Origin of the sequence: Salinispora tropica CNB-440, from assembly GCF_000016425.1 — a bacterium.
Taxonomy (GTDB): domain Bacteria; phylum Actinomycetota; class Actinomycetes; order Mycobacteriales; family Micromonosporaceae; genus Micromonospora; species Micromonospora tropica.
This window is the reverse complement of record NC_009380.1, coordinates 911,945-924,607: the sequence shown is the minus strand read 5'-3', so window position 1 is coordinate 924,607 and position 12,663 is coordinate 911,945. Positions and strand designations below refer to the sequence as shown.

Below are 12,663 nucleotides of genomic sequence, written 5' to 3'. Positions count from 1 at the left end.
CCCGATCCTCGGCAGCGGGCTGCCCCGCGCCCAGGGGTCGACACGCGCGGGGCAGCGCGACAGTGGCGGAGCCGGCCGCCCCCAACACCGACCTGACCCAACCGGTCAGAAGCGGGGCATCCCGCCGAACTGCCGGTCACCGGCGTCACCCAGGCCGGGGACGATGAACCGACGGTCGTTGAGGCCCTCGTCGACCGCGGCCGTCACCAGGCGCAGGGGCAGACCTGAGCGGTCCAGCCGGTCAATTCCGGCAGGCGCGGCGAGCACGCAGAGCACAGTGATGTCGGTGCACCCCCGATCAGCGAGCAGCCGGCAACAGTGCTCCAACGAGCCACCGGTGGCGAGCATCGGGTCGAGCACCAGCACCGGCAGCCCGGTGAGGTCAGGCGGGAGCGACTCCATGTACGCGCGCGGCTCGAAGGTCTCCTCGTCCCGGGCCAGGCCGACGAAGCCCATCGACGACTCCGGCAGCAGGCCCAGCGCGGCGTCGGCCATGCCGAGGCCGGCGCGCAGCACCGGCACCAGCAGCGGCGGATTGGCGAGTCGGGTGCCCTGGGTGTCGGTGACCGGGGTCTGCACCGGGTAGCGCTCGACGGGGAAGGAGCGGGCCGCCTCGTATACCAGCATGGTGGTGAGTTCGTGCAGCGCGGCGCGGAACGAGGCCGAGTCCGTCCGGGCGTCGCGCATCGCGGTCAGCCGCGCCTGGGCAAGCGGGTGGTCAATGACGTGTACTTCCACGGTCGCTCAACCTACCCGCCCACGGCCCTGGGCATCCTCGGTGTGGCCGGATCGGCGTCGCTGGCGCTGACCGCCACCACCATGACCAAGATCGCGCTCTGGAGCTCCGGCGTAGACTCCGGGTCATGACGGCGACAGCGATGTCGGCCCGGTCGGACCTGACCGAGCTGGGACGATCCGAGACCGCTCTCCGGGCGTTCCTCCACGGGCTGCCCGGCGTGGACCAGGTCGGCGCGGAGCAGCGGGCGGCGCAGCTCGGCACCCGTTCGATCAAGGCCACGGCGAAGGCCTGGGCGATCGACCTGGCAATCCGAATGGTCGACCTGACCACCCTGGAAGGGGCCGACACCCCCGGCAAGGTTCGGGCACTCGCCGCCAAGGCCCTCCGCCCCGACCCCGCCGACCCGTCCTGTCCGCACGTCGGCGCCGTCTGCGTCTATCCGTCGATGGTCCCGCATGTGGCCGAGGTACTCCGCGGGCCCGCCAGCGGGGCAGGAGCGGCCGGCGACGGAGCAGCGCCAGCCGGCGCCGGCGTGGTGCACCTGGCCAGCGTGGCGACCGCCTTCCCCTCCGGCCAGGCGCCGCTGGAGGTCAAGCTCGCCGACACCCGGGCAGCGGTCGCGGCCGGCGCCGACGAGATCGACATGGTGCTCAACCGGAGCGCCTTCCTGACCGGCCGATACCAGGAGGCCTACGACGAGATCGTGGCCACCCGGGAGGCCTGCGGCACCGCCCACCTCAAGGTGATCCTGGAGACCGGGGAGCTGTCCACCTACGACAACGTCCGCCGCGCGTCCTGGCTCGCCATGCTGGCCGGTGCTGACTTCATCAAGACCTCCACCGGCAAGGTCCCGGCGGCGGCCACCCCGCCGGTGACGCTGGTGATGCTGGAAGCGGTCCGGGACTTCCGTGCCGCGACCGGACGACAGGTCGGCGTGAAACCGGCCGGCGGCATCAAGACCACCAAAGACGCCATCAGATACCTCGTGCTGGTCAACGAGACCGTCGGCCCGGACTGGCTGAACCCGGACTGGTTCCGGTTCGGCGCCTCCAGCCTCCTCAACGACCTGCTGATGCAGCGCACCAAACTGACGACCGGCGACTACGCCGGTCCCGACTACTTCACCCAGGACTGAGCGCGATGTTCGAATACGCCCCCGCCCCCGAGTCGCGCTCGGTGGTACGGCTCCAGCCCGCGTACGGGCTCTTCGTCGACGGTGAGTTCGTTGACCCGATCGACGGCGGCAGCCTCACGTCGATTAATCCCGCCTCCGAGGAGGTTCTCGCCGAGGTCGCCAGCGGCGGCGTCGACGATGTCGACCGCGCGGTCCGTGCCGCGCGGACCGCGTACGACCGGGTCTGGGGCCCGATGCCGGGCCGGGACCGGGCCAAGTACCTGTTCCGGATCGCCCGCCTCATCCAGGAGCGTTCCCGCGAACTGGCGGTGCTGGAGTCGCTGGACAACGGCAAGCCGATCAAGGAATCCCGGGACGTCGACCTTCCGCTGGTCGCCGCCCACTTCTTCTACCACGCCGGCTGGGCGGACAAACTCGACCACGCGGGGTTCGGGCCCGACCCACAGCCGCTCGGGGTGGCCGCGCAGATCATCCCGTGGAACTTTCCCCTGCTCATGCTGGCGTGGAAGATCGCCCCAGCCCTGGCCACCGGCAACACCGTGGTCCTCAAGCCCGCGGAGACGACCTCGCTCACCGCGCTGCTCTTCGCCGAGATCTGCCAGCAGGCCGACCTCCCCGCCGGAGTGGTAAACATCGTCACCGGCGCGGGCGAGACCGGCCGGGCACTGGTCGAGCACCACGACGTGGACAAGGTCGCCTTCACCGGCTCCACCGAGGTGGGCAAGGCCATCGCCCGCGCCGTCGCCGGCACCGACACGACGCTCACCCTGGAGCTGGGCGGCAAGGCCGCCAACATCGTCTTCGACGACGCCCCGGTGGACCAGGCTGTCGAGGGCATCGTCAACGGCATCTTCTTCAACCAGGGGCACGTCTGCTGCGCCGGCTCCCGCCTGCTGCTTCAGGAGTCGGTCGCCGACCAGGTGCTGGCGTCACTCAAACGACGGATGGCCCAGCTGCGCGTCGGTGACCCGCTGGACAAGAACACCGACATCGGGGCGATCAACTCGGCGGCGCAGCTGGCCCGCATCAGGGAGCTCTCCGACGCCGGCACGGCCGAGGGCGCCCAACGCTGGTCGCCCCCGTGCGAGCTTCCCGACCGTGGCTTCTGGTTCGCGCCCACCATCTTCACCGGTGTTACCCAGGCCCACCGGATCGCCCGCGAGGAGATCTTCGGCCCGGTGCTGTCCGTGCTGACCTTCCGTACCCCCGCCGAGGCCGTCGAGAAGGCCAACAACACGCCGTACGGGCTCTCGGCCGGCGTGTGGACGGAGAAGGGCTCCCGGATGCTGTGGCTGGCCGACCGGCTCCGCGCCGGCGTGGTCTGGGCAAACACCTTCAACAAATTCGACCCTACCTCGCCGTTCGGCGGTTACCAGGAGTCGGGCTACGGTCGCGAGGGCGGCCGGCACGGGCTGGAGGCATACCTGAATGTCTGAGCGGGTCGCGGTACGAAAGACGTACAAGCTCTACATCGGCGGGAAGTTCCCGCGCAGCGAGTCGGGACGGTCATATCTCGTGCAGTCGGGTGAGAACAGTACCGCCAACGTGGCGCTCGCCTCGCGCAAGGACGCACGGGACGCTGTTGTGGCGGCCCGAGCCGCCGGTTCGGGTTGGGCCGGCGCGACCGCGTACAACCGGGGTCAGATCCTCTACCGCGCCGCCGAGATGCTGGAGGGCCGGCGCGAGCAGTTCGTGGCCCTGGGCGTCCCCGGCGACGAGGTGGACGCCGCGACCGACCGATGGGTCTGGTACGCCGGCTGGGCGGACAAGCTGGCCCAGGTGCGAGGCGGCGCGAACCCGGTTGCTGGCCCGTACCTCAACCTGTCGACGCCGGAGCCAACCGGTGTGGTGGCCGTGGTGGCCCCCGCGGCGCCGGCGCTGCTCGGCCTGGTCAGTGTGATCGCCCCGGCGATCGTGGGCGGAAACACGGTGGTCGTGGCGGCCTCGCCCACCCACCCCCTCGCCGCGGTAACCCTGGCCGAGGTCCTGGCCACCGCCGACCTACCCGCCGGTGTGGTCAACATCCTGACCGGTCGTCTCGAGGAGACGGTCCCGTCGCTGGCGGGCCACCGGGATGTCAACGCCCTCGACCTGACGGGCGCGGCCGACGCCGAGCTGGCGACGAGTCTGGAGGTCAGGGCGGCGGAGAACCTCAAGCGGGTGCTGCGCCCGGTCCCGGCCAACCACGACTGGTACGCCGATCCGGGCCTGGCCCGGATGACCGCCCTGCTGGAGACGAAGACGGTCTGGCACCCCAAGGGTGGGTAGCCGGCACTACTACGCAGGGTAGGATTACCGGGTGACCCGGCTCGGCGAGCTCGAACGCGCAGTGATGGATGTGTTGTGGGACCTGTTCCCCGGCAGATCAGACGGGCTCATGGTGCGGGAGGTCGTCGATGCCCTCGCCGGACGCGAGCTGGCCTACACCACCGTGCTGACCGTGTTGGACCGGCTCTCCGGCAAGGGCATGGTGCTACGGGAACGCGAGGGGCGGGCCTGGCGGTACCGGGCCGCCGCAAGCCGGGAGGCGCACATCGCCCAACTCATGCTCGACGCGCTGGACCTCGGCGGTAGTCGAGACGCCGCCCTGGTGCGCTTCGCCCGATCGGTGACGGGCACCGAGGCGGAGGTGCTGCGCGCCGCGCTGAACGCGGCGGGCGAGCCCAGCGCGCCGGCCAGCCCCGCCACACCGGCCACCCCCGTCACACCGGCTGCCAAGGCGCCGGAGCGCTAGGCGCAGGCATGACGTACGCGCTGCACTTCGGGCTCGCGGTGCTGGCCTGCTGGCTAACCGCACAGGTGATGGCCCGTTCGACCTGGACCTGGCGTAGCCCGCGGGTGGCCATTCTCTGCTGGCAGGCGATCGGCCTGGCGGCTGGCCTGGCGGCGATGGGTCTCCCGATGGCCCTCGGCCTGGCCGCATACGACCTGCCGACCGGAAGCGCCCTCTGGGCCCTCGCCGGGGAGCTGCGCGGCGGCGCCGCACCGATTAGGGTAAACGCGCTCCAGCTCGGGCTCGTCGGTCTCGGCTGCGGAATCGGCGTCGTGCTGTTCACCACCACCCTCCGCAGCCTGCACAGCGCCGTCCGGGCCCAACGCCGCCATCGGGATCTGCTCACGCTGGTGGCCCGGCAGGATCCGACGGTGCCCGGTGCGCTGGTGCTCGACCATCCGAGCGCGGCCGCGTACTGCCTGCCCGGGGTACGGCCTCGGGTCGTGGTCAGTGCCGGCGCCCTCGACCTGCTGGACCAGGCCGAACTGGCGGCCGTACTCACCCACGAGCGGGCCCACGCCCAGGAACGGCACGATCTCGTCCTGTTGCCGTTCACCGCGCTCCGCCGGGTGCTGCCCTGGTTCCGCTGGGTACGGGACGCACACGAGCGAGTCGCCCTGCTCGTCGAGATGCGTGCCGATGACAAGGCCCGCGAGCTACACGCCGAGGCACCCCTGGCGGGCGCACTGCGCCGGTTCGCCGCTGCTGGTGACCGGCTCGCCCCGGCCGGCACCCTGGGCATCGGTGACCACGACCTCGAACTGCGGGTCCACCGGCTGCTGGAGTCGGGGCGACCGCCCCGGCTGGTCGGCACCGCCGCACTAGCAGTGACGACCACGCTGGTCGCCCTACCGGTGTCGCTGTTCCTGAGTTGATGGCAGCGGCACCATCGGATTCCGGCCCGACTAGGCTTTGCGAAATGTGCTGGTGGGTGTTCCGGGGACGGGCCGACGACAGGGCACCGGGACAGCGGTGAACCGTCGTCCCTTCGATCCACGTCTGCTGCGACGGGTCCCCGCGGCCCGGCGCGACCTCGCCGTGCTCGCGCTCCTCGGCGTACTCGCCGCGGGCCTGGTGCTGGCGCAGGCGACTGCGCTCGCCGCGCTGCTCGCCACCGCCTTCGACGGGCAGCTCAACCGGCCTGCGCTGGCCGCCTTCGTCGCCGCGATCAGCGCCCGGTCACTGCTGGTATGGGCGCAGGGGACCGTGTCGGCACGGGTCGCCGCGACGGTCAAGGCAGCGCTGCGGGCCGAGCTGCTCGCCGCGGTCGGTCGACGCGGCCCGACCTGGGTCGCCGGGCAGCGGGCGGGACAGCTGGCAACGCTGGCCGGGCGGGGGCTGGACGCGCTGGACGCTTACTTCACCGGCTACCTGCCACAACTCGTACTCAGCGTCACGGTGCCGATCGCCGTGCTCGCGCGGATCTTCGTCGCCGACTGGAGTTCCGCCGTCATCATCGCGATCACCCTCCCCCTCATTCCGATCTTCGGAGCGCTGCTCGGCTGGCAGGCGCAGGCTGCGACGGAACGTCAGTGGCGGCGGCTGGCGCTGCTCGGCGGGCACTTCCTCGACATGATTGCCGGGCTCCCGACGCTGCGGACCTTCGGCCGTGCCCGGGGGCAGACCGAGGTGGTCCGCCGGATGGCCGACGGGCACCGGGTGGCAACCATGCGGACGCTGCGCATCGCGTTCCTCTCCGCACTGGTGCTGGAGTTGGTCGCCACCCTCTCCGTCGCGCTGGTAGCGGTGCCGGTCGGCGTCCGACTGCTCGGCGGCGGACTGACCTTGCAGACCGCGCTGCTGGTGTTGCTACTCACCCCCGAGGCGTACCTGCCGTTGCGGACTGCCGGCAGCCGCTTCCACGCCAGCATGGAGGGGCTCACCGCGCTGGACGAGGCACTTACCCTCTCCGCCACGGCACCCGACGCCGACACCGGAGCGGGCCCGGCCGAGCCGGACGGCCGGGGCGTGATCCGGTTCGAGGGCGTCACCGTCGCCTACGACCGGACCACGGCGCTGCGTGATGTCACGCTGACCATCCGGCCCGGCGAGCGGATCGCGGTGGTCGGGCCGAGCGGCGCCGGCAAGAGCACCTTGCTGAATCTGCTGCTCGGATTTGTGTCACCCACCTCCGGCCGGGTCACCGTGGACGGCGTCGACCTGGCCCAGGCTGACCTGGACGCCTGGCGCCGCCACCTCGCCTGGGTTCCGCAGCGGGCCCACCTCTTCGCCGCCTCACTGGCGGACAACATCCGTCTCGGCGCCCCCGATACGCCCGACGCCGCGTTGGCCGACGCCGTGCGGGACGCCGCGCTGACCGATGTCGTCGCCGCCCTTCCCGACGGGCTGGCCACCCGCCTCGGTGAACGGGGGTACGGCCTCTCCAGCGGTCAACGACAACGGGTCGCGCTGGCCCGTGCCTTCCTACGGGACGCGCCGGTGGTGCTGCTCGACGAGCCGACTGCCCGCCTGGACTCGGGGAGCGAGTCAGCCGTCCTCCAGGCCACCCGCACGCTGGTGGCCGGCCGCACGGCGCTGCTGGTGGCCCACCGTCCCGCGCTGCTGGCCGACGCGGACCGTGTGCTGCGGGTCGCCGACGGACGGATCACCGAGCTCACCCCGACCCCCGCCGGAGGGACTACCCGATGAGTGTGTCCGACCCGGCCAGCTACCCGGACACTCTCCCGGCCGACATCATCGACGGCAACGCGGCGCCGGTGACCACCGGGCGCTCCGGCGCGCCGGAGCGGGTGGTGCTGCGGTTGGCCCGCCCCTACCTGAACCGGCTGCTCGGGGCGGGCCTGCTCGCCGCCGCCACCGAGTTCGCCGCGCTGGCCCTGATGTCCACCGCGACGTGGCTGCTGATGAGCGCCGCCGGCCGCCCGCCGTTGGACCGGCTGACGGTGGCGATCGTCGCCGTCCGTGCGCTCGCCATCGGGCGCGGCGTCCTCCGCTACACCGAGCGCCTGGCCGGGCACGACGCGGTGCTGCGGCTGGTCACCGATGTCCGTACCCGGGTCTTCGCCGCCCTGGCGGCCCGCCGGGACAGCGCGGGGCAGCGCTCCGGTGACGCACTGAGCCGGCTGGTCTCCGACGTGGAAGCCGTCCAGGACCTGCTGCTACGGGTCCTCGTTCCGGCAACGGCAGCGGGGCTGGTGAGCGTAGTGGCCGTCGCCGCGACGATGGTTGTCTCACCGGCCGCCGCCGGAACGCTCGCGGTTGGACTGCTGTTTGCGGGGGTCGCGCTGCCGGTACTGGCCACCGTGCTGACCCGACGCGCCGCCGCCGAACTGGCACCGCTACGCGGCGCCCTGGCCACCGATGCCGTCGACCTCACCCACGGCGCTGCCGACCTCGCCGCCTTCGGGGCCACCGATCGGGCCCGGGGCGCGGCAACCGGCCGGATCCAGCGGCTGGCCCGCATCGAGCGGCGGCTGGCCGCGGCCGGCTTCGCAGTGGACGCGCTGGGTGTCCTGGTGGCCGGGCTGACCGCCGGGGCGGTACTACTGGTGGCCCTGGCCGACGGCGTAGCCGGGGTGCTGGTCGGCGTCCTCGCCGTCGGCACGCTGGTCGCCGTCGAGGTCGCGCTCGCCCTCGTCGGCGCCGCCCGGCAGTGGACCGGCCTCCGCGCCGGCCTCACCCGGGTCGCCGCGCTGCTCCGGGAGGCGCCGGCAGTAACCGCGGCCACACCCCCGCCGGGCCCCGCCCCCACCGCCGTGGAGATCCGGTTCAGCGATGTCACCGTCCGCTACCGCAGCGCGGGACCGCCCGCCCTCGACCGGTTCCGCCTGGACCTACCCCCCGGCCGGCGGGTCGCCGTGGTGGGGCCGAGCGGCGCCGGGAAGAGCACCCTCGCCGCCGTCCTCACCGGCAGCGTACGGCCGGCAGCCGGACGAATCGTCCTGGACGGACAGGATCTGTCCGCCTACCCGGCGGAACTCCTCCCCCGCTTCGTCGGGGGCCTACTCGCCGAGGCGTACGTCTTCCACGCCACGGTCCGGGAGAACCTGTTGCTCGGGCGCCCCGGGGCGCCCGAGGAGGACCTGAACGCGGCGACCGCCGCTGCTGGGCTGGCCCGTTGGGTACGGGAGCAGCCTGACGGCTGGGACACGGTGGTGGGTGAAGAGGGCGGGCAGCTCTCCGGCGGCCAGCGACAGCGTCTCGCGCTGGCCCGGGCGCTGCTCGCCGAGCCGGCGGTACTCGTGCTCGACGAGCCGACCGAAGGGCTCGATCCGGTGGCCGCGGACGACGTCCTGGCGTCCGTGCTGGCCGCCACCCCGGCCCAACGCTCCGTGCTGCTGATCAGCCACCGGCTGCGCGGCCTCGACGCGGTTGACGAGATCCTGGTGCTCGAGTCTGGTCGGGTGGTCCAGCGCGGCCGGCACGCCGACCTGGTCGCGACCCCCGGCTGGTACCGGGATCAGTGGCAGCTCCAGGAGGTTGCCGAGCGCGGCTATCTCGCTCTCGGCCCGCTGCCCTGACCGGGCCGGGCCAGGGGTTCGGGGTCGGCGCGTGCCGTCGGCGATCGCCCGCCGCCTGGTCTCGGTCTGCTGGCACGTCCGTAATTCCCGATAGCTGCCGGGGTGCCGACACCACAGTCCGGTGCCGCCCACTAGGGTATGTGCGCGTAGTCACCCGCCGGTCGACCTGGCGGGTGGGCAATCCGAAGCACACGGAGGTCAGCGTGGCCCGCCAGTCGCCTCAACGACCCGATTCCGACGAGCCTGAACTCGACGACTCGGCTGCCTCCGGCACCGCCGCCGCGTCGGCTGAGGCCACCCGCGCGCTCTGGGCGGAACTGCGGATCGACCCGGTGGAGATCGCGCTACCCGCCGGCACCGGCTACACGCTGCGGGCCTACCGTCCGGCGCGGGAGCTGACCCCGACCGACGTCGAAGAGCGCGACCAGGACGACCCCTTCCTTGCCCGGCGACAGGTGGTGACCGAAGAGGAGGACGAGGAGGTCGTCATCCTCGACGAGGAGGTCGCCCAGGAGTTCAAGGAGAGCGACGAGGAGGAGCGCGGCACCCGCGGTGACTCCGGGGACGAGGCGGAGGCCGCCTCGGCCGATTCCACCGACGACGCGGGCGACGAGGAGGTGCCGGTCTTCCTCAGTCACAAGGGCCGGCTGCTGCTCTTCAAGACGGCTGAGTCCCTGGTCAGCTTCGTGCGCTCCGGCGCCCCCAACGATCTGTCCCAGCTAGACAGTTGGGGTGAGCTGTCCGAGCGGGTGGAGCCGACCGATGTCACGCCGCTCGACGAGGACACCTACGAGCTCGACCTGGTCGTGGAGAACCTACGCGGCGGGCACGACGCGTGGGACTCGACGCTCCTCATCGAGGCCGGCGAGATCGCCCGTGACCTCTCGTACGCGCTGCGGGTGCCCGCCGTGTTGGACATGCTCTCCGCTGGCTCCAGCCTCGACGACCTGGATGAGGCGTTACGGGCGGCAGCCAACGGGGGAATCGGCGGTTTTCGCGGCCGGCGCCGGCTCAAGAAGATCGGGGCACAAACCGCAAGCCTGGGTTGGCGCACCATTGTCGGCAAGATCTCTGCCGTTGTGGACTGGCGCGACTGACCCACACCAGGGAGCATCATTCTCTGGCAGAGAAGACCCGTGTCCCGGGAGGAGGACGACGCCGTGGCGCTCGTGCGCGTGTACTGCGGTCTGGCCTCGGCGGATCCGGCCGAGCGGCCAGCTTCGGTCGGCTCGACGCTGACATCCGCTGTAGTCGACGACGCTGGTCGTCTGCTGCACGTCTGCGAGATCAGCGACGACCCCGCCGGCTACGCCCAGTTGGTCACACTGATGGTGGAGCGATCGGGCGGGCCCAGCGGCGCGGCGATCGCCGCCGACAACGACGACCACACGGTCACCTCCCTCGTCAGCGCCGCTGGTCGTCCACTGGCGGTCGCCGACGACGACTCGGTGGACGACTTCGCCGAACGGTTCGCCGACGACGATTCCCCGGAGGAGATGCAGGCGCCACCGGTGCAGCGACGGGCCGTCGGTCTCGCCCGCGCCCTGCAAGCCGGCGCGCTCTCCGCCGTCGCGCTCCCCGCTCCTCGGGACCTGGCCGGTTACAAGCCGGTACTCGCCGCACACGCCGCGCTCGCCAACGGCCGGCACTCGGCCGCGGTCGCGCTGCGGGAAGTGCTGCGAGAGCTCTTCCCGGCGGCCCTACAGGCCTATCCTGACCCGGCCGAGCCGGTTGCGCTGGCGGTGCTGGACGCCCTTCCCGAGCCCGGGATGCTGGCCAGCACGGGGCCCGACAATCCGACCGACCGGGTCGTCGCGGACCTCACCGCCGCAGGCGTCGCCGCACCCGAGGTGATCGAGGCGGCGATCACCTCCCTCCGGGTCGCGGTCTCCGAGACCCCGCGCCGCGCCTCGGTCAACCGGACCCTCACCTCGGCGGTCTCCACGACCGTCCGGCAGGCCGTCGCCGCGGTCCGAGCCTGCGACGTCGGTTGCGAGGCACTGGTCGGTGTGCTTCACGACCGGGCGGGCACCTCCGTGGCGGGCCGCCGGGCCACCGCCCGACACGGTGCGTCGATCGACGAACCGGCGTCCGCCAGCGCCGCCCTGCCCACCCGGCCGGCTGGCGTCCGCCGGTCCCGGCCAGAGCCGATGCCGAGCCAGAGCGCCCCGCCGGCCCCGCGCCCGCTCGGCCCCCCACCGGTCGCGCCGATGCCGGTCGCACCCCCACCGGTGGCCCCGGAGCCGATCGCACCCGCAGCCGTGGCCGGTCCGCCGGTCTCCGCGGCGCCGGCTCAGCCGGAGGCGCCGCCAAGCCCTGTTGACGGCCCGACGAACCGCCCCATCTCGTCGCCCGGCAGCGCCCCCGCCCCGCCGTCGCAGCGCGGCTCGAGCTCGCCAGCGGAGGCGGGTGAGCCGTTCCGGGCAACGTTGACCACGGCGGCGATCCAGAGTGCCCGCGCTGAGCGGCAGCGCACCGTCATCCCGCCACGACCCAACACGAAGTCCGAACCGCCGACACCGAGCGGCGGGTTCAGCGCGACCGACCTCAGCGTGCCGGTGCCCACCCCGCGCCCCAGCCGCGAGACCGCTCCCCCGGGCTCGCGGGCGAACTGGCCGCTGGTCAACAACCCGGACCCGACGGACGGTTCCGCGGGTACCCCGATGGCCGACTCGTACGGTGGACAGGGGGTGGACGCCCCGACCGATCCGGGTACGGAACATCGAGTTCCACCGCCGTGGCTGGCCGAAGACATGCCGCAGGAGCCACCGGCGCTGCGCCTGGTCGAGCCGCCACCACTGGCTGACCGGGCGCTGCGCGACGGAGTTGACCCGCAGCTCGAGACGCCACCGCTCCGCCTCGTTGACCGGGTTGAACCCCGCAGCCACCGGCCCACCGGGCAACAGGTGCCGCCGGTCGAGCACCGTCCCCCACCGGTCGCCGACGACGGAGACGGTGACGGGGACCTGCTCATCTTCGCCCAGGCGAAATCGGCTTGGTTCGTCGGTCAGAGCGAGGACGACGAGGTGGACTGGTCGTCGCTGAACGACACCGGTTGGCAGGCGGCGGAGCAGGCAGCGGAGCAGGCAGCGCAGCCGACGGCCAACTCCGAGACCGCAGCGGGCCTTCCCATTCGGGTGCCGCAGGCCAACCTGGTCCCCGGTTCACCAAAGCGGGACGAGCGTCCGCTGCGGATTGTTCGGGATCCGGCCAGCCTCGCCGAGAACACCACCGGTTACTTCCGCGGCTGGCGTCGCGGTCAGGAGATCGGCGGTTTTGCGGTCGGCGGGCGTCCGGGGCGCGAAGCCGCTGGCGGCTGGGACTTCACCCGTGACACCGGAGACCGTGACGAGGAACGGAAGTACGAGTACCGCTCGGCCGGGTACCGGTCCTGACTTCCGGGACCCCGGCCTCGATCGGCACCGGCTAGATCGCGAACAGCCCTCGGCAGTTAGCCGGGGGCTGTTCGATGTCCTCGGCCGGGCATACCGTGGAATCGGTGTCCATGCGAGGGCGGGACCAGGGACGGCTCAAC

10 protein-coding genes are annotated in these 12,663 nt (G+C 72.5%); 9 read left to right on the top strand and 1 reads right to left on the bottom strand.

What is annotated here, in order from left to right; all coding sequences use genetic code 11:
• Positions 1–105: 105 nt before the first annotated feature.
• Positions 106–738, bottom strand: a complete 633-nt coding sequence (gene upp, locus STROP_RS04200; protein WP_011904740.1) for a uracil phosphoribosyltransferase — start codon at positions 736–738, stop codon at positions 106–108.
• 125 nt (positions 739–863) lie between these two features.
• Between upp and deoC the strand changes: the two genes are divergently transcribed.
• From deoC to STROP_RS04155, 9 genes are all read left to right on the top strand, one after another.
• Entirely contained in the window at positions 864–1,874 is a 1,011-nt protein-coding gene (deoC, locus tag STROP_RS04195; RefSeq protein WP_011904739.1) for a deoxyribose-phosphate aldolase, read from the top strand.
• 5 nt (positions 1,875–1,879) lie between these two features.
• On the top strand, positions 1,880–3,310 hold the full coding sequence (locus STROP_RS04190) for an aldehyde dehydrogenase family protein (protein ID WP_011904738.1): 1,431 nt from the start codon (positions 1,880–1,882) through the stop codon (positions 3,308–3,310).
• Positions 3,303–4,142: an aldehyde dehydrogenase family protein gene (locus tag STROP_RS04185; RefSeq protein WP_011904737.1), complete on the top strand. Its 840-nt coding sequence runs from the start codon at positions 3,303–3,305 to the stop codon at positions 4,140–4,142. Before STROP_RS04190 ends, STROP_RS04185 begins: the two co-directional genes overlap by 8 nt.
• Positions 4,143–4,173: 31 nt before the next feature.
• Positions 4,174–4,608 carry a BlaI/MecI/CopY family transcriptional regulator gene (locus STROP_RS04180; protein ID WP_011904736.1) on the top strand — a complete coding sequence of 145 codons (435 nt, stop codon included), beginning with the start codon at positions 4,174–4,176 and terminating at the stop codon, positions 4,606–4,608.
• Between the two features lie 8 nt (positions 4,609–4,616).
• A complete protein-coding gene (locus STROP_RS04175; protein ID WP_011904735.1) occupies positions 4,617–5,522 on the top strand; it encodes a M56 family metallopeptidase in 906 nt (301 codons plus the stop codon).
• Positions 5,523–5,619: 97 nt separating this feature from the next.
• On the top strand, positions 5,620–7,296 hold the full coding sequence (gene cydD / locus STROP_RS04170) for a thiol reductant ABC exporter subunit CydD (protein ID WP_011904734.1): 1,677 nt from the start codon (positions 5,620–5,622) through the stop codon (positions 7,294–7,296).
• On the top strand, positions 7,293–9,128 hold the full coding sequence (gene cydC / locus STROP_RS04165; protein ID WP_011904733.1) for a thiol reductant ABC exporter subunit CydC: 1,836 nt from the start codon (positions 7,293–7,295) through the stop codon (positions 9,126–9,128). The genes cydD and cydC overlap by 4 nt, the downstream gene beginning before the upstream one ends.
• Positions 9,129–9,301: 173 nt before the next feature.
• A complete protein-coding gene (locus STROP_RS04160; RefSeq protein ID WP_018829838.1) occupies positions 9,302–10,225 on the top strand; it encodes a hypothetical protein in 924 nt (307 codons plus the stop codon).
• A gap of 39 nt (positions 10,226–10,264) precedes the next feature.
• Positions 10,265–12,523: a hypothetical protein gene (locus STROP_RS04155; protein WP_043535195.1), complete on the top strand. Its 2,259-nt coding sequence runs from the start codon at positions 10,265–10,267 to the stop codon at positions 12,521–12,523.
• The last annotated feature ends 140 nt before the right edge of the window (positions 12,524–12,663 follow it).